The following is a 22,136-nucleotide window of genomic DNA, read 5'->3' as shown; positions in this document are numbered from 1 at the left end:
CTATAATGCTATTCTAAAGTAAATCGTTGCACAAGGAGGAAGAACATGACAGCTGGACAAATTGCGGGACTGATTGCGGCAATTGCATTCTTACTTTTAGTCATTTTTATCGGAATGTTTCTTTTAAAGATAAGTCGAACAATTAGTGAGGTTAATTCATCAATTCGTTCGATGACGAGTAATATTGATGTGATTGCCAAACAAACTGACAAGATTATGGCAACTTCAAATACATTGGTAAAAGATGTCGATGAGAAATTAAATATCGTAACCCCCGTATTTCAAGCTGCCGCCGACCTTGGTGAGAGTGTTTCGGATTTGAACGAGGCAACTCATCACCTGACTGACAAGGTAAAAAATACCGGCAAGAAGGGGGCTGCCGCCGGTGTTGCCGGAACTGTTGGCAAAACGGCTTGGAAGATGTTTTCCAAGCATCGACATTCAAAGAAAAAATAATTTCAAAAATTTGAAAGGGATGGTTAATAATGGGTAAAAAATTAGTAGGTGGTTTGTTTGCAGGACTTTTAGGTGCCGGTTTATATGCGGCTTATCAGAAATTAGATGAAAACCGAAAACATCAGCTAAAACGGGACCTAAAAGAGAAGACGGATGAATTGCGTGACCGGGCGGTAGACTATGCTTTCTATGCTAACGACGCGGTTAGCGACTTTAAAGACGCTTTTAAGGATGAATTTGACCATACCAAGAGCACTGTTAAAGATGCTTCTTCCGACTTTGCCGAAAAAGCCAAGAACTTTAAGTCAGCTAAAGAAGCAGATGACGTTGATCATGCAGCTGAAGAGAAAGCTGACCAGGATGATATTATTGTTGATGCCCGGGATGCTTTTGGGGACTCGGACTATGCCAAGGCATCGACCGATGGAAAAAACGCGGCTGAGCACTCGAGTGAAAATGATTCGGTGGCTCCCACTGATTCAAACGGTCAGACAGATTCTGACAATTCGGATAAGCCAACTTCTGATTAACATTCAGGTAATCAAAACAATAAAAACGTGGGACTGTCGGCAAATTTACATACGGCAGGGACCCACGTTTTTTGTTCTGGAAAAATGTTCTGGAAAAATGGTTAAAGTTTAGCCAAAATATTGAAGCTCTTTAGTTGTATGCGTAAATGGCTCGTTGCCGTTCTCAGTAATGTGAATGCAGTCTTCAATTCGAACGCCGGCAACATCTGGAATATAAATACCAGGTTCAATTGAGAAGCACATCCCCGGCTGCAAAACAAGATCGTTTCCCGCCATGATTGATGGAAATTCGTGTTCACTCATCCCCATTCCGTGGCCTAGACGATGGTTAAAGTATTCGCCATAGCCGGCTTTGGTGATAATATCCCGGGCAACCTTATCAAGCTCCGCAGCTGTAATTCCGGGTTTGGCAGCATTTTGAGCGGCCAGCTGGGCCTCTAAACAGACTTTATAAATATCGAGCGATTTTGCATCCGGCTTACCGACAGCAATGGTTCTGGTTGCATCACTGATGTAACCGTCCCAAACCGTTCCCAAATCAAACAGGACCAGGGCGTTGTTTTCAATTTTTTTATCACTGGTAGCCCCGTGTGGTTCGGCAGCGTGAGTGGCAGATTGAATAAGCGCCGGGAAACTAAGTTCCATAATCCCGTTTTTCATTAGGCGTAAGACATTTCGGCTGCGACCCGTGATTCGGGAAGGCCTGCTTTAACAGCTTCAAAACAAGTTTTAAAAGCGAAATCATCCCATTTACCGGCAATCTTTAATTTTTCAATTTCGTCGGGAGTTTTAATCATTCTCATTTGATCAATCATTGGCGTTAGATTTGCCGAAAAATCACCATTTGGGAATTGAGATTTAGCTTGTTCAAGCCACGCCACGGACAAATTGGCTTTTTCAATTGCGAAAGCCGTTTGGTCGGTTTGCCGAGTGCGAATCTGGTCGGCAATCATCTGCCAAGGATCCTCATGATCTAAATAGCCATACACCGGCTGCGACCAGCCCGATTCTTTAATTGCCTCGGTTTCAAGCGCCGGGCCGAAGAGAAAGGGTTCCTTATTCTTGAAAACAACCAACACTAAAACCCGTTCGTTTGGGTCACTGAAAAATCCTGTGAGGTATTGAATGGTTTTGGGATCGCTAATCAATGCGATATCGCGGTTATTATCAGCAAGCCAGCGCTGTACCTTTTCAATTTTGTTCATTTATAATGCAACTCCTTTGTAGAATATCAACAGTATAGCATACATAAATAACGCATTTTGCCTTAATTTACCGTTTTCACTTGAATTTTCACAGATCTTAGTTTATGATTTACTTGAAAACGTTTTCAGTTTGCCGTAACTGCTTTTATTTGGTATATTGAATGATGTTTTGAAAATATATGAAAACTTACTATATTTGAAAGAAAGGGCTATTAAAATGGACAAACAAACAATTACAATTTACGATGTTGCCAGAGAAGCAGACGTTTCAATGGCAACAGTTTCAAGAGTGGTTAATGGAAATGCAAATGTAAAACCGGCCACGCGAAAAAAAAGTGCTGGACGTTATCGAAAAGTTGGATTATCGGCCCAACGCGGTTGCCCGGGGACTTGCCAGTAAAAAAACAACGACCGTTGGCGTTATCGTGCCTGATGTTACAAACATGTACTTTTCATCTTTGGCTCGGGGAATTGACGATGTCGCAACGATGTATAAATACAATATCATCTTAACCAATTCGGATGCTGACAGTGAGAAAGAAATTAAGGTTTTGAATACCTTACTGTCTAAACAGGTTGACGGAATTGTCTTTATGGGAAATGAAATTACCGATAAATTACGTGAAGAATTTAAACGAACCAAAACGCCGATTGTGCTTGCCGGCTCGGTTGATGAACAGAATCTAAAGCCAAGTGTCAATATTGATTATGTTGCGGCAGTACAGGAAGAGGTCAAAAACTTGATTGATCGCGGCAACAAGCGGGTTGCTTTTGTCTGCGGTCCATTGGAACAGGCTATCAACAGTAAGTTTCGACTTGAGGGATATAAAAAAGCGCTTAAGAGTGCGGGAATTCCTTATGATGACAAGCTGGTCTTTGAAACGGATGATACATACAAGACCGGTACGCTGCTGCAGCCTGCTTTGATGTCGGTAAACGCTACTGCTGCCATGGTCACCGATGATGAATTGGCTGCCGGGATTATGAACGGGATGTCCGATGCCGGGGTTAAAGTACCTGATCAATTTGAAGTTATTACCAGTAATGATACCAAGCTGACCGAAATGGTTCGACCAAAGATGTCTTCGATCACACAGCCGCTTTATGATATTGGTGCGGTAGCCATGAGATTACTGACAAAATTAATGAATAATGAAGAAGTCGACGAAAAGAACGTTTTATTACCATATGGATTGATGAAACGGGAATCAACCAAATAAGAAGGACGCTTGAAACCGGTCTTCTTATCTGGTAAGATATTGTCGTATGTTTGAAACTAGCTAATAAACTTTAGAAAAGAGGAGTCATTATGTCAGGACATTCAAAATGGCATAACATTCAGGGACGTAAAAACGCCCAGGATGCTAAACGTGGAAAGATTTTCCAAAAAATATCACGTGACTTGTATCAAGCCGCTAAAGCAGGTGATCCTGATCCAGAAAACAATCCTCAATTACGGTTGGTAATGGAAAAAGCTCGAGCTGCCAACATGCCGAAAGATAACGTTCAACGCGCAATTGACAAGGCTTCGGGAATCGGTGGCGCCAAATTCGAAGAAATCACCTATGAAGGTTATGGACCCGGTGGCACGGCAATTATGGTTTCTGCTTTAACAGACAATAAAAACCGGACTGCTGCCGCAATTCGTTCCGCTTTTACACACCATGGCGGTTCATTAGGGGCCAGTGGATCGGTTTCATATATGTTTGACCGCAAGGGATTTATTGAAATTCTTCGCGAAGGCTTGGACAAGAGCGAAGACGACGTATTGATGGATGCGCTGGATGCCGGTGCTGACGATATGAAGACAACTGACGAGACTTTTCAGATTTATACCGATCCTTCGGCAATGACGTCTGTTCGTGATGAATTGCAAAAGAAGGGGTATGATTTGGATACCGCCGAAGTCAGGTTGTTTCCAGAAACGACAACCGAAGTTCCGGAAGAAAAGATTTCCCAATATACCGGCTTGATTGACGAGCTTGAAAACAATGATGATGTTCAAGACGTCTATGAAGCTGCTGTATTGCCGGAAAACAGTTAAAGATCAGAATAATAACTTGTAGCTAAAAAAAGAAAGTCAACCAAAAGTAAAAACTTTTGGTTGACTTTTTTTCGAAAAAAAGCATTCACTTAATCGTATTTATTTACTGTGAGGTGAAAGCTAATGGAAATAGATGCACAAATTGCTAAATTATATGGTGAGGCGATTAAACGTCGTGCCAGCGATATTTACTTCTTACCATTTGGTAATCAGTATCAAATTAAAATTCGAGATGCTCAAACATTGACAACCTGGGCAACTGTTTCAGAAACGAGAGCCCGGCGAATGATTAATTACTGCAAGTATATGGCTGACATGGCGATAAGCGAGAATCGACGGCCGCAAGTTGGCGCGATGGCGTGGCAATTGGCAGATAGACATTATTCGTTAAGATTATCTTCAGTTGGTGACTTTTCAGGAACCGAATCAATGGTTATTCGGATTATTTATGATCTGCAAGAGATTAAAACCGCATTTCTTACACAGGAAGATTTATGGAAGGTTCATCAAGTATCCAAACGGCGGGGATTAATTATTTTTTCCGGGCCAACCGATTCCGGTAAGACAACCAGTATCTATAATTTGGTAAATCAAATTAAGGCTGACAAAGTTGTGATGACCATTGAAGATCCAGTTGAAATTAAGCAGCCTGATTATTTACAGCTCCAGGTAAACCATGAGGCCGGAATGGATTATTCGGATTTGATTAAAGTTGGTTTGCGTCACCGACCGGATATCTTTATTATCGGCGAAATTAGGGATGTCTTGACAGCCAAAGCAGCTGTTAGGGCGGCTTTGAGTGGCCATTTGGTTTATTCGACAATTCATGCGCAAAGCCCCAAAGGTGTTATTAACAGGCTGTTGCAATTAGGCGTTGCAGAATCATTTATCCTGCAGGCCGTAACGGCGATTTGCTATCAGCGTTTAATTCCGGTAAAGAGCGGTGAACGAAAGGCATTATTAAAATGCCATTTATTGGCCGAACTGATGGCTAAAACTTCTTATGATTGGAGCGAATGGCAGAATGAACTCGAAGAAGCAGTTATCAAGCAACAAATTTCCCGAAAAACTGCGATTGACTTTCAATTCGGATAATCGGTGGAATACGGCAACCCAGGCAGAATTTTTTAGCACGTTGGCAAATTTACTGAAAATCGGTTTTTCATTGACAGCTGCATTGAAATTTATTTGTCAGACCGATCAATCTTTGAAAAAAGGAACGGAAAAAATCATCCACGGGTTGCAAACCGGTTTGGACTTTTCGCAATGTCTTCAGCCACTGATTGCGCCGCAGGCATACTATCAAATTCTAATCGCCGAAAAACACGGCCAGCTTCAAAACGTTTTACAGGAGTTGGCGATGTTTAACCGCCTTAAGATCAAACAAATCCGCAAAATAAAAACGATGATGGTTTACCCGTTATTTCTTTGCTTGATTCTTTTGATTCTCATTGTTTTGATTCATGTGGTTGTCTTTCCACAAATTGAAACGCTGCTTCCCAGTGTTTCGGCAAACCGTTCCAACTTTTTTAATTTGTCGTTACTTAAATGGGGAGCAATGGGAGTATCCGGTCTGCTCATTGTGGCAGTTACCTATTTGCTTAAACAGCCACCTTTGGTCAGAGCATCAATTGCGGTTAAGATACCGATATTTGGTAGATTGTTTAAGAATTATCTAGCCTACTACTTGGCGAGTAATTTAGCTACGCTTTTAAAAAACGGTCTTAGTGTTAAAGAAATTTATGAAACCTTGTCGAGCCAAAAACAGGCGTCAATTATTTACGCATTGGGAAAACAGTTAAACAGCGCTTTGACTAAGGGAAATTCCCTTAAGAAAGTTATTGATACCCATCCGTTTATTCCTCGGGAGATTATCAAATTTCTAAATTCCGGCGACACGATTGAGGAGATGGCCAATTCGATGACGGCATATTCAAGATTGATGTTTGATGAGATGATTATGACAACAAATAAGCTGATTGCCGTTATTCAACCAACGATGTTTTTAATTATTGGGATTACCATTATTACGACTTATTTTCAACTGTTGTTGCCAATTTATAACTCAGTGAAAGGACTTTATTAAATATGGTTAAAAAAAGTAACAAGAACGTTCGGTCCGGTTTTACTTTAATTGAAATGACGATTGTGTTGTTTATTATTTCGTTATTAATCATGATTGTTATCCCTAATTTAGCAAATCAAAGAAACCACGCGCAAACCATTCACACTTCAGCTATGAAGTCAATGGTCAAGGCCCAAGTTGATGCGTATCAAAGTCAACATCCGAATAATGACCATATCTCATACGAAGCGTTGGCAAAAGATGGTTATTTGACAGCCAAACAGGTTGCTCAGGCCAAAAAAGCGGGCATTAAAATTTCAAAAAGCGATGGCAAATAGAAAGGGGTTTACCGTTCTGGAGCTGATTATTTATTTGGGGATTTTAGCGAGCGCCCTTCTAATTAATTTAATGCTGATTTCAATAATTAATCAGAAGCATCCGGATGAAGCGCTCTTTTGGCGTTCGTTTCAAACATGTTGGTCCCGGACACAACAGCAGGCGATTGCCAAGCACTGCAAGTACGAAGTGTTGATAGAAGCGGGGCAGGGTCAGATAGCGTTTATTCCTTATCAAGCATCTTTAAAAAAACAGATTTTGCAATGCCCGCGTCAGATACGGCCGCATAATACCAGACGGTTATTTATAAATCCGGATGGCTATTCCTCTCCGACGACGGTTTATTGGCAGGCTGACGGTGGCAAGCGAATCTACTTACAAAAAATTCAATTGGGATGGAGTGGCTTTAAAGTTGAGCAAAAATAATCACGACGGTTTTGCACTGGTTGATTCAATCATCGGTTTAACAATCATTTCGCTGTTCAGTATTTTTTATATTGGCATAACTCGACAAATGAATCGGCAAATTGATAATCATCAGCAAACGATGATGACAGAAAGGAATCGTTATGAAGATCAGCTTCATCAAAAATAACCGCCGACCTGGTTATCTATTAGTGGAAAGTATGATCAATCTATTTGTTTGCGTCTTGGCAATTTGGACGATTATCACGATGACAAACTTTATGGTTCGCACATTTAGTTCACAAACGACTGATTTTTATGCTGCCATTAATTTACTTGAATCCGATCACTTTGATTTTAAAGTTTTGCGGCTTCGAAATGATGATGTGCTATTGTACAGTTTAGCTACTAAGAAACGTTACCACATGCAGAAATATCAGGATATGCTACGGTTTACAGGGGATAATCTTGGTCATGTACCAACTCTGACCAATGTCCGGGAAGTACACTGGCAGAGAAGTGGAAGGGGGCTAATAACCAGTGTGGTCTTTAAAAACGGTGAAAAACATCAGGCGTATTCCAGGCTGGCGGTTAAATAACCACCGAAATGGTTCATTGACGGTGGTTGCAATTATTTTTATCAGTGTTATTTTTACCTGCTTGGTTTTTCAGTGTGTTTCCTACAAACAAAAAATTGAGACTATCGATACAATGACTCAAATTTACCAGAAAAAATATCGGCAGGTCGTTAAAATTAATAGGAAGTCGTTAAAAAATAGCTCAAATCAAGTCGTGAATCAAATCACAAAAGCACATCGTTAGTTAATATTATGATAAAGCCACTTGAATTAATGAAGCCTTTTCTGGTAGTATTTAGTAGTATTATAGTAATTTGTGAAAAGGAGTTGAGTGTTCTGGCAGAAGGACAAATCGAACGCTTCTTTAATATCCTTAACGAAGTCACCGAGATTGTTCAGAAACAAAAGGATCAGTCATACTTGGATTCGCTAATCGAGGTGTTGGATACAGTTCAAAGTGGCGATGTTGATGCTTTAGGATTGACTAGTGCTGATGCAAAAAAGGTTGACCATAAATATGCCGAGTTCAAACGGGATGATTATGATGCCGAAACATTGCGCAAATCAATTCAAATGGCTGTATTGAAAGCGACCCGAGTTGATAAGATTCAGGCAAATTATCAGATAACTCCGGACACAATAGCTGATATCATCGGTTACATCATTTCTGGAATTTTCAGTGGGCAAAAACAATTATCTCTGCTGGATCCGGCAATGGGAACGGGTAATTTATTAACTGCGGTTTATAATCAACTTGATAATAATCTTCATATCAAGCCCGCGGTTTCCGGAATTGAAAATGACGATGCGATGTTTGAGCTGGCTGCCAGTTCTTTTGACATTCAGCATATTCATGCGGAATTATTCCATGAAGACACCATTCAAAATGTTTTGGCACCAGTAGTGGACGTTGTCATCAGCGATTTACCGATTGGGTATTATCCAATTGATGAAAACACCAAGGGATTCCGTACGCGTTCCAGTAACGGCCACTCTTATGTTCACCATTTACTGATAGAATTTGCCATGGATCATGTTAGAAATGGCGGGTTTGGCTTTTTTCTCGTGCCTAGTCAATTGTTTAAAACGAATGAAGCCAAGCAACTGCTTAAGTGGATGCAGGGTAATGTATATTTACAAGGCCTTTTAAATTTGCCAAGTGAACTTTTTCAAAATAAAGCTTCTCAAAAAGCAATTATGATTTTGCAGAAGTCGGGTGGCAATGCCAAACAGGCTAGTCCGATTATGTTGGGAGAATTCCCTTCATTTAAGGATCGGTCGGCATTCCAAAAATTCTTAACTGAAATTGACGATTGGCAAAAGAAGGATCTTTTACAATAATAGATAGAGGAGTAATATTACGATGGGAAAATCGATTGCAATTAACGCTGGTAGTTCCACATTAAAGTACAAATTGTTCCAAATGCCTGAGGAAACTGTTTTATCAAGTGGGGCAATTGATCGGATTGGGTTGGGTTCATCATCTGTTTCAATTAAATATGATGACGGTAAGAAATACAAAGATACCCTTGACATTGACAATCATGAACAGGCCATTCAACTGGTGCTTGATAAGCTTTTAAGTTTAAACATTATCAAAGATTATAATGAAATTACCGGTGTTGGTCACCGAATTGTGGCTGGTGGTGAGGACTTTAAGGATTCAGTTGTTATTGATGATGATGTTATCAAGAAAATTGAAAGCTTAACAGAATTTGCGCCGCTTCATGAACCAGCAGCTATTCTTGGAATCAAAGCATTTAAGAAGATTTTACCCAACACGATTAGTATTGCGGTTTTTGATACTTCTTTCCATACGACATTACCTGAAATCAACTATATGTATAGCTTGCCTTATGAATATTACCAAAATTATAAAGTACGTAAATATGGCGCTCACGGAACCAGTTACCGTTATGTTTCCCAGCGAGCTGCTAAAATGCTCGGCAAACCATTGGCAGATCTGAAATTAGTTGTGCTTCATTTGGGGGCCGGTGCTTCAATTGACGCTATTAAAGACGGCAAATCTTTCGATACATCCATGGGCTTCTCACCAGTTGCCGGGATTACAATGGCAACTCGTTCAGGCGATGTTGACCCTTCGGCGCTTCAGTATGTGATGGAAAAAGCGCACATCAAAAACATGGACGATATGGTTGATATTTTGAATCATAAGTCCGGTTTGGTTGGCGTTTCGGGTGTTTCGGCCGATATGCGTGAAATCGAAGGCGTCATGCACGAAAATCATCGAGCAATGCTGGCTCGTGAAATCTTTAAGAACCGGATTATTCGATACATTGGGAGCTATGTTGCTGAAATGGGTGGCATCGATGCGCTGGTCTTTACAGCCGGGATTGGCGAAAATGATATTATGATTCGTCAAGAAGTAACTGATAAGTTGGGTTATTTTGGCATTAAGGTCGATCCTAAGAAGAATGACATTCGTGGCGAAGAAAGAGACTTGTCAGCAGAAGACGCAACTGTTAAAACGCTTTTAATTCCAACTGACGAAGAGTTAATGATTGTTCGTGATATTGAAAGATTACGTAAAGAATAATAAATTCAAAATTATGATCAAAACAAAGAATGGTATTTTTTAATTAATCTAATCATTTTTGTAGAGGCTGATTGCAAAACGGTTTGTGTTTTGTTTCGGCCTCTTTGTTTAAAAAGTTTATTTAACTATTTTCTAATTTAAGAAAAAGGAGGGCTTTTTTTGGAAAGCCAAAATGACGATCACCAACTCTCACGTGGCTTAAAAAATCGTCACGTTCAACTGATTGCTTTGGGTGGTACAATCGGAACCGGACTCTTTTTGGGCGCCGGGCAATCAATTCACCTTGCGGGACCGTCAATTATTCTTGCTTACTTATTGGCAGGCTTTGCTTGCTTTTTATTAATGCGTGCATTGGGGGAATTACTTCTATCCGACCTTGGCGGCAATTCATTTGTATTTTTTATAAAAAAATACTTGGGTGAAAAAGCCGGCTTTGTAATTGGGTGGACTTACTGGACCTGTTGGATATCAATTGCGATGGCGGATTTAACCGCAACGGGGCTATATGTTCAATTCTGGTTTCCAAAAATTCCAGTTTGGCTTACCAGCTTAGTTGTTTTGGTGATTTTATTTTTAGTCAATATTATTGCCGTTTCTGCGTTCGGAGAAACTGAATTCTGGCTTTCAATCATTAAAATTACAGCAATTGTAGCGTTAATCGTTATTGGGATTATTTTGGTATTGGTGCATTATAAAACACCATTCGGACATGCTGAGCTTGGTAATATTTTAAGCGGCGGCTTTTTTGCGAATGGTATTTCGGGCTTTGTTTTGTCTTTTCAGATGGTTCTTTTCGGCTTTGCCGGAATTGAAATGATCGGGATGACGGCCTCTGAAACTCAGGATCCGGAAGTGACAATCCCTAAAAGTATTAACGAGGTGCCAACCCGGGTATTACTATTTTACGTTGGTTCCCTTTTGGCTTTAATGAGTATCTTTCCATGGCAGCATGTATCACCATCATCCAGCCCGTTTGTGCAGGTCTTTTCCGGTATCGGCATTCGTTCGGCAGCAACCATTATCAACTTTGTTGTTCTGTCAGCTTCGATTTCTGCCTGCAACAGTTCGATTTTTACCACCGGAAGAATGATGTTTTCAATGACTTACAATGGTAAGTCAAAGTTTCACCAAACTGTTGGCCGATTGTCCCGTCGCCAAATTCCATTTAATGCGATTCTCTTTTCAACCTGTGTGATCGCACTAATTGTTGTTTTGAGCATTTTAATGCCCGGCGATGTGTTTAGCTTTATTTCAAGTGTGACAACGACCTGTTTTCTATTTGTTTGGGGAATGATCGTTTTAGCACATTTGCGATATCGAAAAAACTTAAAGAAAGGATCGACGACACACAAATCGACTTTTAAGATGCCATTTTATCCTTTTTCAGATTACTTTGTTTTGGCGTTTTTAACATTTGTAGGTGTTGTTTTGGTCTTAAAGACGGATACACTAATCGCGCTAATCGGTTCGATTATTTGGCTGTTGATCTTATTTATTGGTAAATCAATTACAAGTAAAGTTGCGTCACCAAAATAAGAATTGGTTTAAAGTAGGGGTTGAAGCAAGCATGATTTGTTTTCAACCCCTGTTATTTTCGCTATAATAGCGGGAAAATATTATCAAGCGGTGGTATCATAGAAAAAGTGACTAGCGCGTTTGAAAGAAGAATGTTAAATGCAATTTTTTACAGCTGATACGCATTTTTTTCATGAGAGGTTACTTGGCGTGAGTGAGTTTGCGCCCCGCCCCTTTTTGACGGTTGAAGATATGAACGATACGATTATAAAAAATTGGAATGACAGAGTCGGCAGAGATGACATTGTTTATCATTTGGGAGACATTGCCATTCTTCATATGAGACCGGAAAAAGAAGCTAATGAACGAATCTTTGATATTCTGAACCAATTAAATGGGCGGCTGATTTTGGTTAAGGGAAATCACGATTCCCGAAATTTATTTAAGTATTTGGCAAAACATAATTATACTATTGATGGGCATCCCAAGTTTGAATTTCACGACGTCGGTGTTTTAATTAAAATGAATCATCGACAGTATTATATGACGCATTATCCAATGATGATGGGAATTGTTAAGCAGATTATTAATCTTCACGGGCATATCCACCATTATGCGGTTCCGATAAAAGAAGATATTAATGTCGGTGTTGATACGCCCGAAGCCGATTATTTAAAGCACAAGCCGCCATTTGGGACGCCTTTTTCACAGCAGGAAATCGAAGAAATGGTGGTTCAAAAACAAATTGATTTTGCAAAGCGACATTGATTAGGTGGTCTTATGACGGAAAAAATAACGATTCTACACACAAATGATTTACATTCACATTTTGAAAATTGGCCGCGAATTCGACGATATATTCAGACAACTCGGAAAACATTGTTAAGTGAAAAAAATGCTGCCGTTTTAACGTTTGATTTAGGGGACGCTGTTGATCGGGTTCACCCTTTAACGGAGGTAACCAACGGCCAGGCGAATGTTGAATTGCTCAATCAGATTCATTACGATGCGGTGACAATTGGTAATAATGAAGGCTTGACCAATACGCACGAACAGCTCAACGAACTTTACCATGAAGCCAATTTTGACGTTGTTTTAGGAAATTTATTGGATATGAAAACAAAATTAATGCCGAAGTGGGCGCAACCTGCCAAAATTATCACTACGCCCAACAAAACCCGGGTATTGATCTTGGGGCTAACGGCACCTTATTTACTGACTTATCCTATTTTAGGATGGCGACCAATTGAACCGGAAAAGATTTTACCGAAATTGTTGAAAAAATATGCCGGCCAATATGACATTGTGGTTCTATTGTCACATTTGGGGTTGCCGGAAGACCAATTACTTGCTCGTAAATTCCCACAGTTAAATGTGATTATTGGATCGCATACCCATCATTTATTGGTGCACGGCCAACGGGTTAATAATTCTTTGCTGGCAGCGGCTGAAAAGTGGGGTCATTACGTTGGACGGATAACGCTTGAAGTTGATGACGCCCATCACTTGACGGCAAGTCAGGCACAAGTTGTTAAGACAGCAACTTTGCCCGAACTTTCGGCAGACAGAGAAGAAATTGATAATTATGAAGAGACTGGTGAAAAATTACTAGCCCGCAATAAATTAGCCAGAATTAAAACGCCGATGACCACTAACCTGACTGGCAATTCGCGGTTGGTTAATGAGGCTTTGCACGCCATTATGGAAAAGGCTGGGACCCAGGCAGGCATCTTAAGCTCCGGCCTGTTTCTCCGGGATCTGCCACAAGGAATTGTTGATCGAAATGAACTGCATCAAATGTTGCCACATGCAATGCATGTCATGCGGGTGACTCTGGGTGGTTACGATTTGTGGCGGTTAATCAAGGAGATGGAAAAGAATCGTAATTTCTTGATTAAGTTTCCCCAAAAGGGGATGGGGTTTCGGGGGAAGGTCTTTGGCGAGCTTCATTACAGCGGCCTTAGATATGACTCTGAGTCTGGCCGGTTATTTTATCGGGAAGAATTGGTTTCGCCAATTGAAAAATATCAGATTGCCATGCCCGATCATTATTTATTTATTCCGTTTTTTCCGACGTTGGAGATTGTTGGGCAAAATGAAATTCTGTACGATGAAAATTTAAGAGATGTTTTTGGGGATTATTTAGCAAAACATTATCCCATTAATGGATGAAAGGAGAATGTGTAGTGGATCGCAAACAACTTGATGCTCTAATTACCGAACAGGATGAAAAGCGGCATCCACTTGCCCAGATTCAGCACGAATCGGAGACTGAACTTTTAATCAATAATCACCAGTATAAAGTGGTCTTAAATTCACAAAACGGGTTTCAGTTTGATGAATTTGTTCGTCGATATAACCCGGCTTTAAGCAATATGATTATATTGTTGGTGATTGGGGATATGGGCAATTACGACTAAAGGGTTTTTATAACAATGATCGGGATGTTGCCAACGGCCCCTTTATTGCATCTTTAAACGATTATTTGCTGGAAGATATTAATTTTGGGGCAGCTTATTTTGTTATTCAGAACCCCGATGCCAGACCGATTATTCATAAGTCAAGAAATAATCGGAATTCACATTCCCGTAATCATCGGCGGTCAAATAAAAATTATTCGCGGAATAATAATCGGCGAAGCAATCATCATGCATTTGTCGAACAAAAAGTTGCGCCGGTCAAACCACCGCTTAAAAAACGAAATAATTTGGTAGTTAAAACGGAAGAAAAGTCGCATAAACACCATTTTATTATTCGTGAAAGTAAAAAATGATTATCGAAGGGAAAGAAAAATGAAACAGTATAAGGGCTATTTTATTGATCTTGACGGGACAGTTTATGCTGGTAAGAAAAAAATTCCAGCCGCTAAAAGGTTTATTGAGCGACTTCAGGAAAAAAAGATCCCCTTTCTTTTTGTGACCAATAACTCTACGCAGTTGCCGCGAGATGTGGTTAAAAATCTGAGTGAGAATCATGATATTCACGTTAAACCTGAAAATGTCTATACATCCGGGATGGCAACGGTTGATTTCATGAAAGCGGATAAAAAGACTGAGCAGCCTTCCGTTTATATTGTTGGCGAGATTGGTTTAAAACAGGTAATTTTAGCCAATGGATTTCGACTGGAGGCGGACCATCCGGATTATGTAGTAGTTGGCTTGGATTCGGATTTAACCTATGAGAAGCTCTCAGAAGCAGTTTTAGCTGTTCGGAGCGGTTCTCGGTTTATTGGCACGAATCCGGATACAAATATTCCAAAGGAACGGGGGATGATGCCGGGCGCAGGATCAGTTGTTAAGTTTGTTGAGTATGCGACTCAACAGGAGCCGATTATGATTGGGAAACCAAAAGCGCGGATCATCGAAAGTGCTTTACAAAAAATCGGTTTGAAAAAGGATGACGTTGTCATGGTTGGCGATAATTATAATACCGATATCAAAGCAGGCATTAATGCGGGCGTTGATACACTACTGGTTTATACCGGCTTGTCGACCAAATCGCAGGTAGCGGCTGAAAAAGTTTTACCAACTTATCAGATTGACACATTGGATGAATGGCGGCTGTAGCGTGAAATTAACGATTAAACAAATTTTATATGCGGTCGTTATTTTACTGGGATCCTTATCATTGGCGATCTTTTTAACGATTAATTCAGTTTGGCTTTTTAATATAAATATTCATTTGCTGCATTTGCCGGCAGTGACCGGTATTTCGGCAGGAAAGTTGCACGGTGAGTATCTTCGAATCGTTAATTATATTCAAAATCCATTTATTCACGAATTGAAATTGAAATATTTTATCAGTTCACCAAATGGTTTACAGCACTTTAAGGACGTCCGTCATCTGGTTATTTTTAATAATATAATGGCGTTAATTTTTGCGCCGATAGCTGGGGTACTTATTCACAAATTAAATAAACAATCACTAACATGGCTGTTGATGACACCGGTTAAAGTCGTCGCCATCTTAGCGTTAGTGATTGTTTCAATTATGTTCGTTAATTTTGAACAGCTCTTCGTATACTTTCACGAACTGTTGTTTAGGAACAATGATTGGATCTTTGATCCTAATTTGGACCCGGTTATCAATATGCTGCCGGATACATTTTTCTTTGAATGCTTTGGTCTGTTTTTTACCATTTTTCTGCTGCTGCAGTTCGGAGTTTATTTATTGGGAAGAAAATCCCTCATCAGGCAGGATCCTTCATTAAAATCATCAAAATCAGGTAAGCAATAATTCCCGGGAAAAAGGGGGTGAATGCTAATAGGACAAATACGACTCTGGCAAGAAATGGATTCCAGTCGTATTTCTCGCTCAATCCCCCAATAACACCGGCAATAACACGATTATTTTTTGAACGATGAATATTAATTTTCATCTTCGATTCCTCCTTATAAGGGTTTTAATAAACCCTTAAATTAACCATACCGAAATAGAAAACAGATTTCAATTATGATACACTATTATGTTAGATAATTGATTAACTAGGAGAATTTTATGCGATTAACTTTAAATATCAATGCAAATTTGGGAAATCAAGAGGTTGTCCTTTCAGACAACTCTTATGGCCAATTATCCGGTATCCGGGTCTTTGGGACACCAGCTGGTGGTGCTCAGGTTATTCAATGGACCTTTACGTCAACTGGTCATAAGCACGAAGGTTTTGTGTTTGCCGGGAATTTAACTGAAGGATTGGTTATTAATTCAATTAACGGCAAGGATCAATACAAGATCCATTTTGTTACTGAATAACGTTAGTGGTGGAAAAGCCACTGTACATAATGAGACGAAGATCATAACTTGAACGAATAAATTATGATTTTAGTCTCATTCTTTTATAAAAGGAGATTTAACGATGGCTATAGGGATTGATAAAATCGGTTTTTTTACGTCACCATATTATCTTGACATTGTTGATTTGGCACATGCGCGAAATGAGGAGCCAAATAAATTTTTAATTGGTATCGGTCAAAAAAACAGTCGGTTATCCCACCGACACAAGACGTTGTCACCTTGGCAGCCAATGCAGCTGAAAAAATTTTAAGCACTGCTGACAAGCAACAAATTGATATGATTATTTTTGGTACGGAAACAGGTATTGACAATTCAAAGTCCGCTGCGATTTACATTCAATCACTGCTGGGAATTTCCAATCAGGCGCGTTCATTTGAAATTAAGCAGGCATGTTATGGCGGTACCGCTGGTCTGCAAATGGGTGTAGAGCATATTCGATTACACCCTGACAGTAAAGTCTTGGTTCTTGCGGCCGATATTGCCAGATATGGTATTAATACGCCAGGTGAAGTTACCCAAGGAGGCGGTGCGGTGGCAATGTTATTGGCAGCAGACCCCCAAATTTTGGAAATTGAGGATAAGCGAACCTTTTATTCTGATAACATTATGGATTTTTGGCGACCACTTTATCGAAAAGATGCCGTTGTTGATGGTCATTATTCAAATGAGATCTATATTGACTTTTTTAAGCGGACTTGGGAACTATATCAGCAAAAGTATAATCGACAACTTGACGATTTTAGTTCACTAATTTTTCATTTGCCATATACAAAGATGGGATTGAAAGCTTTGCGATCGATTATTGATGAAAGTAATCATCCCCAAACATTGTTGGCTCAATTTGAAGCTTCTCGAGTCTACAATGCTTTGGTGGGCAATCTTTATACCGGTTCTCTATATCTCAGTTTGATTTCCTTGTTGGCAAATTCAAATCAACTTGCAGGTGGCAGTTTGATCGGCCTTTTCAGTTACGGATCAGGTGCTCAGGGTGAATTCTATAGTGCCAGAATCAGCAATCGATTTGATAATAAGAATTTAAAGCGTGAAATGACTGATTTACTAGCTAATCGGCAGCAACTAACAATTGACCAGTATCAAGATATGTACCGGTCCGCTCTGTCACTGAGTAATGAAAATCAAAAATTTGATCTGTCGAATGATTCGAGTGATTTTGTTCTGGCGGGGCGTCAAGATGATCAAAGATTGTATCAAAGTCAAAAATAGCTTTTAGTAAGCGAAGGCCCTTTTAGCCCAAAATAAAAGCCTGGGAATCATAATCCAATCCCAAGCTTTTATTATTAGCGATAAATAAGTTTAATCGATTTCGCCACGATATAAGCTAACAACTTTACCAAGAATGCTGACTTTTGTTAGAATAATAGGCGCCATTGCATCGTTTTCCGGTTGGAGCCGGAAGTGATCGCTTTCTTTGAAGAATCGTTTGCAGGTTGCTTCGTTTTCATCAGTCATAGCAATCACAATGTCACCATTATCGGCATACGCCTGTTTTCGGACAATCACATAGTCACCATTAAGAATACCGGCGTTAATCATACTTTCACCGCGAATTTGTAACATGAACAAACTTTGATCATCATGTGCCAGTTGTGGCGGCAGTGGGAAATAATCAGTTGCGTCTTCAACAGCTAAAATTGGCTCGCCGGCGGTGACTGTGCCTAAGATTGGAATCTGCTTTTGTTTAGGCGCAATTCCCAATAGATCCATTCCGGCAGGTGTTACTTCAAGCGCTCGGGGCTTTGAAGGGTCTTTGACGATATACCTTTCTTTTGCAGTCTGGCGATATGGCCGTGGACTGTTGAAGTTGATGAGAGATTAACCGCCTCGCCGATTTCTCTGACTGTGGGCGGGTATCCTTTTTCATTGACTCTTTCCCAAATATAGTGCAAAATCTTATACTGTTTGTTTTTAGCATCTTTTGCCATTGTCCGACACCTCATTAGTTACTTTAATTGTTGATTTAATCGTAACATAACTTGTTTAAAAATTCAAACACGTGTTCGTGATTTTTTAAATTTTTCTGTTATAATGATTTTATTGGAGGAATGTTTATGAATGAAAAAGAAAAAAAGGCACTGGAATCTAAAATCGGCGATCAGGTGCTCAAAAAAATTGTGCCGCGAATCAATGAATTAGCTCACAAAGCTAAAACAGAAGGTTTGACGGAAGTCGAAAAAGTGGAACGGGCTGAACTTCGTAAAAAATATGTTGCTCGGTTTCGAGAAAACTTTAAAAATCAAATTGAACTGATGAAAGTTTATGACAAAAAGGGTAAAGAAGTGACCCCAAAAAAGGTCAGGAAGATTCAACGTAAAAAGGGATTACGGGATGATTAGCCAACTGTAAGCGGCTTTTTTTGCAGCCTTTTTATGATTAACCTTTTATTTTGCTTAAGAATTGTGTAAAATTAACCAGTGAGACTATAGAAGGAGGCCTTGTTTTGGCAACTTGGATTTGGATTCTGATTGTTATTGTGGCCCTGGTCATTGGCTTAATTGGCGGCTTTTACGGTGCACGCAAATACATGGAAAAGTATCTTAAGGAAAACCCACCGTTTAACGAAGATCAATTGCGTCAGTTAATGTTACAGATGGGACAAAAACCTTCTCAAAAGAAGTTGAATCAGATGATGCACACCATGCAGAACAACATGGGAAAGAAATAGTATTCATTTGAATTCAAAATGAAAGGAGACCAGCTCAAAATGAAAGCATTTTGATTGGTCTCCTTATTCATTTTATTTTTACAACCAATTATTTCGTCGTTAATTGGCTTTTTTCTTGGAAATATCAACATACTTGAAATCAGGGTTGACGGCGAAGTCCAACGCATCAAAGGCCGTTTGCATTTGCTGTTCAACTTCTTTTTGATATTGTTCATCAAGTTTGCGTTTTCGGTCAATGTAAATGGGTTCACCAAACGCCACGGTTACCCGTTGCCGACTGAATAAGCGTTTAAAACTTAGTGGTCCTTGGTAAACGGTGGGAACCAGCGGTACTTTTGATAGTTGGGAAATTAACGCGGCCCCGCTTTTTAGCTGTTCAGAATGTCGGGTTCCTGAGGGAAAGAGAATTAGTGATAAATCTGATTTTCTCAGGATTTTTACTGGCGTTTTAATTGCTGATGGGCCAGGGTGATTCCGATCTACCGAAAAGGCGTTGGCATGATCTAAAATCCATTTTAAAATCGGATTGGCAAAAAGTTCTTTTTTGGCCATAAAGCTGAATTTCTTTGGACTGGCTGCCAGTGCAAAAAAAATCGGGTCAAACCAGGTTCGATGTGGTCCCACTAAAATGTAATTTCCTTTGGGAAGGCGTTCCTTGTTTAAAAAATGTGTATTTCCGTTGATGATAAAGACTAAGATCCGGACAAGTACACGGATGAACGAATAAAACAATCCCATTTCCTTCTTTCTTGTCTGATAGAATTATATTAACTTAAAACAGAAGCATTTGGCAAACATATTTGTGAGAGGTTTAAAGCATGCAGGTAAAATTGAATAAAGATGAACGAATTGATCAATTATACAGTAACAAAGTGTCGATTATCCAAAGTAGTCAGGTGTTTTCTTTTTCCCTAGATGCCGTTTTATTGGCTGATTTTGCACAGGTCGGAAATAAAAAGATTAAAAAAGTAGTTGATCTTTGCGCGGGTAACGGGGCGGTTGGCCTTTTTTTAAGTAGCAAGACGGCTGCTGATTTAGTCTTGGTGGAAATTCAAAGCAAACTGGCAGATATGGCGCGTCGAAGCGTTCAGCTGAATGATCTTCAAAGTCGGGTTCGGGTTATTAATGATGACTTAAAGAATACGACAGACTATTTGCCAAAGGATTCAATCGATATGATTGTATGCAATCCACCTTATTTTATTAATTATGACACCAGTGAAAAGAATCCCAATCGTTATTTGGCAATCGCCAGGCACGAAATTAAAACCAAACTTGATGATGTGACCAGGGTTGCCAGTGAACTGCTTAAGACAAATGCTAAACTTTTTATGGTCTATCGTCCCGATAGGCTGACGGATTTGCTGCTTAGCTTGCGTCAACATCGGTTAGAGCCAAAAAGGTTGAAATTCGTGCGGTCTAAAACGACATCAGAAGCAAATATGGTTTTGGTTGAAGCGATTAAAGATGGTAAGCCGGATGGCCTTCGGATATTAAGTGATTTGATTACCCACGCCGGTACTGAATACTCAAGCGAAGTGAAGCGAATTCTTTATGGACAAACCCGCTAAAAAATACTTTATGTATGTTTTATTATGCAATGATAATACCCTGTACACAGGGTTTACAACTGATGTTGAAAAGCGATTTCAAGCACATCAAACTGGAAAGGGCGCTAAATACACGCGTTCTCATCGGCCTGTTAAGGTCCTTTTTCAAAAAGCGTTTTCTCAAAAGCACGATGCCTTGAGTGCGGAATATCATTTTAAACAGTTATCCAGGAAGCAAAAATTGTACTATATTCAACATCCCGAAGCATTTAAATAAAGATCGGTGAATTGATACACAAACTTTTTGATTTTCACTAAAAAGGAAAACCAAAAGTGTTATAATACAAGTAACATGTTTAGGAGGTAGTATTCGTGAAAATTATTGCTTATGGCATTCGTGACGATGAAAAACCGTATTTAGACAAATGGAGTGAAGAAAATCCAGATGTTGAAGTTGCATCAACCGGTGAATTGTTGGACGAATCGACAGTTGATCAAGCTAAAGGTGCCGATGGGGTTGTAACATATCAGCAAAAGCCTTATACAGCTGCCGTTTTAGATAAACTAGGCAAGTTTGGGATTAAGTTCCTGTCGTTGAGAAACGTTGGTGTTGACAACATTGATGCTGATGCTGCTAAACGTAACGGCATCCAAGTTACCAATGTACCGGCATATTCACCAGAAGCCATCGCGGAGTTTACGGTAACGCAATTAATGAGATTATTGCGTCGGACAAACACTTTCGATCGTAAAGAAGCAAACGGCGACCTTCGTTGGGCACCGGATATTGCTGAAGAATTAAATCAATTGACAGTAGGTGTTTTTGCTACCGGCCGAATTGGACGGGCTGCAATGCGGATCTATAAAGGTTTCGGTGCTAAAGTCATCGCCTATGATATCTTTCATAATCCTGAACTGGAAAAGGAAGGCGTTTATGTTGACACACCTGATGAGCTTTATGCGCAATCCGATGTGTTATCAATTCATGCACCAGCAACCAAAGAAAATGAGCACATGTTAAATGACGAAGCCTTCAGTAAAATGAAGGATGGCGTTTATATTTTGAATCCGGCTCGTGGTGCATTAATTGATACCGATGCTTTAATTCGAGCACTGGATTCAGGAAAAGTTGCCGGTGCCGCCCTTGATGTTTACGAAGATGAAGTTGGAATTTTCAACACTGATTTTGGCAGTTTTGATAAGATTCCTGACGAACGTTTAAAGGGACTTATGAAACGTGAAAATGTTTTGGTTAGTCCACACATTGCCTTCTATACTAAACGTGCGGTTCGAAATATGGTTTACTTTGCAATGGATGCAAACAAATCATTAATTTCAACAGGTAAATCAGATAAACTTGTTAAACTATAAAATATATTTTTAACAAAAGACTCTCAGGTCAAATTGACTTGAGAGTC

The 22,136-nt window shown here is 39.7% G+C and carries 26 protein-coding genes and 4 pseudogenes; 26 read left to right on the top strand and 4 right to left on the bottom strand.

The window, feature by feature from the left end; translation table 11 throughout:
• Positions 1–45 precede the first annotated feature (45 nt).
• Together JCM14108_RS00270 and JCM14108_RS00265 are read left to right on the top strand one after the other, a co-directional pair.
• Entirely contained in the window at positions 46–456 is a 411-nt protein-coding gene (locus JCM14108_RS00270) for a DUF948 domain-containing protein (protein ID WP_035177230.1), read from the top strand.
• 29 nt (positions 457–485) lie between these two features.
• The gene (locus tag JCM14108_RS00265) at positions 486–986 is read left to right on the top strand and encodes a prolipoprotein diacylglyceryl transferase (protein WP_035177228.1); all 501 of its coding nucleotides are present in this window, start codon (positions 486–488) and stop codon (positions 984–986) included.
• A 108-nt stretch (positions 987–1,094) separates the two neighbouring features.
• Here JCM14108_RS00265 and JCM14108_RS00260 read toward each other — a convergent pair.
• Positions 1,095–2,191: pseudogene (locus tag JCM14108_RS00260) on the bottom strand (M24 family metallopeptidase).
• A 217-nt stretch (positions 2,192–2,408) separates the two neighbouring features.
• Between JCM14108_RS00260 and ccpA the strand changes: the two are divergent.
• The 17 genes and pseudogenes from ccpA (at position 2,409) to JCM14108_RS00175 (ending at position 15,927) form a co-directional block, all read left to right on the top strand.
• Positions 2,409–3,411: pseudogene (gene ccpA / locus JCM14108_RS00255) on the top strand (catabolite control protein A).
• 89 nt (positions 3,412–3,500) lie between these two features.
• Positions 3,501–4,235, top strand: coding sequence for a YebC/PmpR family DNA-binding transcriptional regulator (locus tag JCM14108_RS00250; RefSeq protein ID WP_035177225.1), 735 nt, complete (start codon positions 3,501–3,503; stop codon positions 4,233–4,235).
• Positions 4,236–4,358: 123 nt separating this feature from the next.
• Positions 4,359–5,330: a competence type IV pilus ATPase ComGA gene (gene comGA / locus JCM14108_RS00245; protein WP_035177222.1), complete on the top strand. Its 972-nt coding sequence runs from the start codon at positions 4,359–4,361 to the stop codon at positions 5,328–5,330.
• Positions 5,260–6,321, top strand: coding sequence for a type II secretion system F family protein (locus tag JCM14108_RS00240; protein ID WP_035177220.1), 1,062 nt, complete (start codon positions 5,260–5,262; stop codon positions 6,319–6,321). The genes comGA and JCM14108_RS00240 overlap by 71 nt, the downstream gene beginning before the upstream one ends.
• A 2-nt stretch (positions 6,322–6,323) precedes the next feature.
• Positions 6,324–6,638, top strand: a complete 315-nt coding sequence (gene comGC, locus JCM14108_RS00235; protein ID WP_035177217.1) for a competence type IV pilus major pilin ComGC — start codon at positions 6,324–6,326, stop codon at positions 6,636–6,638.
• On the top strand, positions 6,628–7,062 hold the full coding sequence (locus JCM14108_RS00230; RefSeq protein WP_035177215.1) for a prepilin-type N-terminal cleavage/methylation domain-containing protein: 435 nt from the start codon (positions 6,628–6,630) through the stop codon (positions 7,060–7,062). The genes comGC and JCM14108_RS00230 overlap by 11 nt, the downstream gene beginning before the upstream one ends.
• On the top strand, positions 7,049–7,231 hold the full coding sequence (locus tag JCM14108_RS00225) for a hypothetical protein (protein WP_035177213.1): 183 nt from the start codon (positions 7,049–7,051) through the stop codon (positions 7,229–7,231). Before JCM14108_RS00230 ends, JCM14108_RS00225 begins: the two co-directional genes overlap by 14 nt.
• A complete protein-coding gene (locus JCM14108_RS00220; RefSeq protein WP_035177211.1) occupies positions 7,206–7,640 on the top strand; it encodes a ComGF family competence protein in 435 nt (144 codons plus the stop codon). The genes JCM14108_RS00225 and JCM14108_RS00220 overlap by 26 nt, the downstream gene beginning before the upstream one ends.
• A gap of 306 nt (positions 7,641–7,946) precedes the next feature.
• Complete coding sequence (locus tag JCM14108_RS00210) at positions 7,947–8,960, top strand: class I SAM-dependent methyltransferase (protein ID WP_035177206.1); 1,014 nt, start codon at positions 7,947–7,949, stop codon at positions 8,958–8,960.
• A gap of 22 nt (positions 8,961–8,982) precedes the next feature.
• Positions 8,983–10,176: an acetate/propionate family kinase gene (locus tag JCM14108_RS00205; RefSeq protein ID WP_035177203.1), complete on the top strand. Its 1,194-nt coding sequence runs from the start codon at positions 8,983–8,985 to the stop codon at positions 10,174–10,176.
• A 159-nt stretch (positions 10,177–10,335) separates the two neighbouring features.
• A complete protein-coding gene (locus JCM14108_RS00200; RefSeq protein WP_035177201.1) occupies positions 10,336–11,712 on the top strand; it encodes an amino acid permease in 1,377 nt (458 codons plus the stop codon).
• 138 nt (positions 11,713–11,850) lie between these two features.
• Positions 11,851–12,459 carry a metallophosphoesterase family protein gene (locus tag JCM14108_RS00195; protein WP_035177198.1) on the top strand — a complete coding sequence of 203 codons (609 nt, stop codon included), beginning with the start codon at positions 11,851–11,853 and terminating at the stop codon, positions 12,457–12,459.
• Positions 12,460–12,471: 12 nt separating this feature from the next.
• On the top strand, positions 12,472–13,863 hold the full coding sequence (locus JCM14108_RS00190) for a bifunctional metallophosphatase/5'-nucleotidase (RefSeq protein WP_035177195.1): 1,392 nt from the start codon (positions 12,472–12,474) through the stop codon (positions 13,861–13,863).
• Positions 13,864–13,877: 14 nt separating this feature from the next.
• On the top strand, positions 13,878–14,111 hold the full coding sequence (locus JCM14108_RS16260; protein ID WP_237745655.1) for a YutD-like domain-containing protein: 234 nt from the start codon (positions 13,878–13,880) through the stop codon (positions 14,109–14,111).
• On the top strand, positions 14,075–14,464 hold the full coding sequence (locus JCM14108_RS16255; RefSeq protein ID WP_237745663.1) for a YutD-like domain-containing protein: 390 nt from the start codon (positions 14,075–14,077) through the stop codon (positions 14,462–14,464). The genes JCM14108_RS16260 and JCM14108_RS16255 overlap by 37 nt, the downstream gene beginning before the upstream one ends.
• A 19-nt stretch (positions 14,465–14,483) precedes the next feature.
• Positions 14,484–15,257, top strand: coding sequence for a 5' nucleotidase NucF (gene nucF / locus JCM14108_RS00180; RefSeq protein ID WP_035177192.1), 774 nt, complete (start codon positions 14,484–14,486; stop codon positions 15,255–15,257).
• Position 15,258: 1 nt separating this feature from the next.
• Positions 15,259–15,927: a TIGR01906 family membrane protein gene (locus tag JCM14108_RS00175; protein WP_338034171.1), complete on the top strand. Its 669-nt coding sequence runs from the start codon at positions 15,259–15,261 to the stop codon at positions 15,925–15,927.
• On the opposite strand, the gene JCM14108_RS00170 is transcribed toward JCM14108_RS00175, so the two are convergent.
• Positions 15,881–16,069, bottom strand: a complete 189-nt coding sequence (locus JCM14108_RS00170) for a PspC domain-containing protein (protein ID WP_035177189.1) — start codon at positions 16,067–16,069, stop codon at positions 15,881–15,883. The two genes, JCM14108_RS00175 and JCM14108_RS00170, sit on opposite strands and share 47 nt — an antisense overlap.
• A 119-nt stretch (positions 16,070–16,188) precedes the next feature.
• Here JCM14108_RS00170 and JCM14108_RS00165 point away from each other — a divergent pair, with 119 nt between their 5' ends.
• Entirely contained in the window at positions 16,189–16,443 is a 255-nt protein-coding gene (locus tag JCM14108_RS00165) for a hypothetical protein (protein WP_035177187.1), read from the top strand.
• Positions 16,444–16,546: 103 nt separating this feature from the next.
• Positions 16,547–17,709 (top strand): annotated as a pseudogene (locus JCM14108_RS00160) (hydroxymethylglutaryl-CoA synthase).
• A gap of 90 nt (positions 17,710–17,799) precedes the next feature.
• Here JCM14108_RS00160 and lexA read toward each other — a convergent pair.
• Positions 17,800–18,428: pseudogene (gene lexA / locus JCM14108_RS00155) on the bottom strand (transcriptional repressor LexA).
• 162 nt (positions 18,429–18,590) lie between these two features.
• Here lexA and JCM14108_RS00150 point away from each other — a divergent pair.
• Positions 18,591–18,839: a DUF896 domain-containing protein gene (locus tag JCM14108_RS00150; protein ID WP_191978516.1), complete on the top strand. Its 249-nt coding sequence runs from the start codon at positions 18,591–18,593 to the stop codon at positions 18,837–18,839.
• A 104-nt stretch (positions 18,840–18,943) separates the two neighbouring features.
• A complete protein-coding gene (locus tag JCM14108_RS00145) occupies positions 18,944–19,168 on the top strand; it encodes a YneF family protein (RefSeq protein WP_035177182.1) in 225 nt (74 codons plus the stop codon).
• 99 nt (positions 19,169–19,267) lie between these two features.
• Here JCM14108_RS00145 and JCM14108_RS00140 read toward each other — a convergent pair whose 3' ends face one another.
• Complete coding sequence (locus JCM14108_RS00140; RefSeq protein ID WP_035177179.1) at positions 19,268–19,900, bottom strand: lysophospholipid acyltransferase family protein; 633 nt, start codon at positions 19,898–19,900, stop codon at positions 19,268–19,270.
• An 86-nt stretch (positions 19,901–19,986) separates the two neighbouring features.
• Between JCM14108_RS00140 and JCM14108_RS00135 the strand changes: the two genes are divergently transcribed.
• From JCM14108_RS00135 to JCM14108_RS00125, 3 genes are all read left to right on the top strand, one after another.
• Positions 19,987–20,739 carry a tRNA1(Val) (adenine(37)-N6)-methyltransferase gene (locus JCM14108_RS00135; RefSeq protein ID WP_035177177.1) on the top strand — a complete coding sequence of 251 codons (753 nt, stop codon included), beginning with the start codon at positions 19,987–19,989 and terminating at the stop codon, positions 20,737–20,739.
• The gene (locus JCM14108_RS00130; RefSeq protein ID WP_035177175.1) at positions 20,723–20,995 is read left to right on the top strand and encodes a GIY-YIG nuclease family protein; all 273 of its coding nucleotides are present in this window, start codon (positions 20,723–20,725) and stop codon (positions 20,993–20,995) included. The genes JCM14108_RS00135 and JCM14108_RS00130 overlap by 17 nt, the downstream gene beginning before the upstream one ends.
• Positions 20,996–21,090: 95 nt before the next feature.
• Positions 21,091–22,089: a D-2-hydroxyacid dehydrogenase gene (locus JCM14108_RS00125; RefSeq protein ID WP_035177173.1), complete on the top strand. Its 999-nt coding sequence runs from the start codon at positions 21,091–21,093 to the stop codon at positions 22,087–22,089.
• Positions 22,090–22,136 lie beyond the last annotated feature (47 nt).

This window comes from Lentilactobacillus farraginis DSM 18382 = JCM 14108 (assembly GCF_000583655.1).
Lineage (GTDB): Bacteria > Bacillota > Bacilli > Lactobacillales > Lactobacillaceae > Lentilactobacillus > Lentilactobacillus farraginis.
The sequence above is the reverse complement of the archived record's forward strand: the minus strand, read 5'-3'. Positions and strand labels throughout refer to the sequence as shown.

Coding starts and splice junctions, on each gene's coding strand:
- JCM14108_RS00270 (WP_035177230.1), top strand. CDS start 46: ATGACAGCTGGACAAATTGCGGGACTGATTGCGGCAATTGCATTCTTA.
- JCM14108_RS00230 (WP_035177215.1), top strand. CDS start 6,628: ATGGCAAATAGAAAGGGGTTTACCGTTCTGGAGCTGATTATTTATTTG.
- comGC (WP_035177217.1), top strand. CDS start 6,324: ATGGTTAAAAAAAGTAACAAGAACGTTCGGTCCGGTTTTACTTTAATT.
- JCM14108_RS00265 (WP_035177228.1), top strand. CDS start 486: ATGGGTAAAAAATTAGTAGGTGGTTTGTTTGCAGGACTTTTAGGTGCC.
- comGA (WP_035177222.1), top strand. CDS start 4,359: ATGGAAATAGATGCACAAATTGCTAAATTATATGGTGAGGCGATTAAA.
- JCM14108_RS00195 (WP_035177198.1), top strand. CDS start 11,851: ATGCAATTTTTTACAGCTGATACGCATTTTTTTCATGAGAGGTTACTT.
- JCM14108_RS00130 (WP_035177175.1), top strand. CDS start 20,723: ATGGACAAACCCGCTAAAAAATACTTTATGTATGTTTTATTATGCAAT.
- JCM14108_RS00170 (WP_035177189.1), bottom strand. CDS start 16,069: ATGAAAATTAATATTCATCGTTCAAAAAATAATCGTGTTATTGCCGGT.
- JCM14108_RS00165 (WP_035177187.1), top strand. CDS start 16,189: ATGCGATTAACTTTAAATATCAATGCAAATTTGGGAAATCAAGAGGTT.
- JCM14108_RS00190 (WP_035177195.1), top strand. CDS start 12,472: ATGACGGAAAAAATAACGATTCTACACACAAATGATTTACATTCACAT.
- JCM14108_RS00205 (WP_035177203.1), top strand. CDS start 8,983: ATGGGAAAATCGATTGCAATTAACGCTGGTAGTTCCACATTAAAGTAC.
- JCM14108_RS00220 (WP_035177211.1), top strand. CDS start 7,206: ATGAAGATCAGCTTCATCAAAAATAACCGCCGACCTGGTTATCTATTA.
- nucF (WP_035177192.1), top strand. CDS start 14,484: ATGAAACAGTATAAGGGCTATTTTATTGATCTTGACGGGACAGTTTAT.
- JCM14108_RS00250 (WP_035177225.1), top strand. CDS start 3,501: ATGTCAGGACATTCAAAATGGCATAACATTCAGGGACGTAAAAACGCC.
- JCM14108_RS00240 (WP_035177220.1), top strand. CDS start 5,260: ATGAACTCGAAGAAGCAGTTATCAAGCAACAAATTTCCCGAAAAACTG.
- JCM14108_RS00135 (WP_035177177.1), top strand. CDS start 19,987: ATGCAGGTAAAATTGAATAAAGATGAACGAATTGATCAATTATACAGT.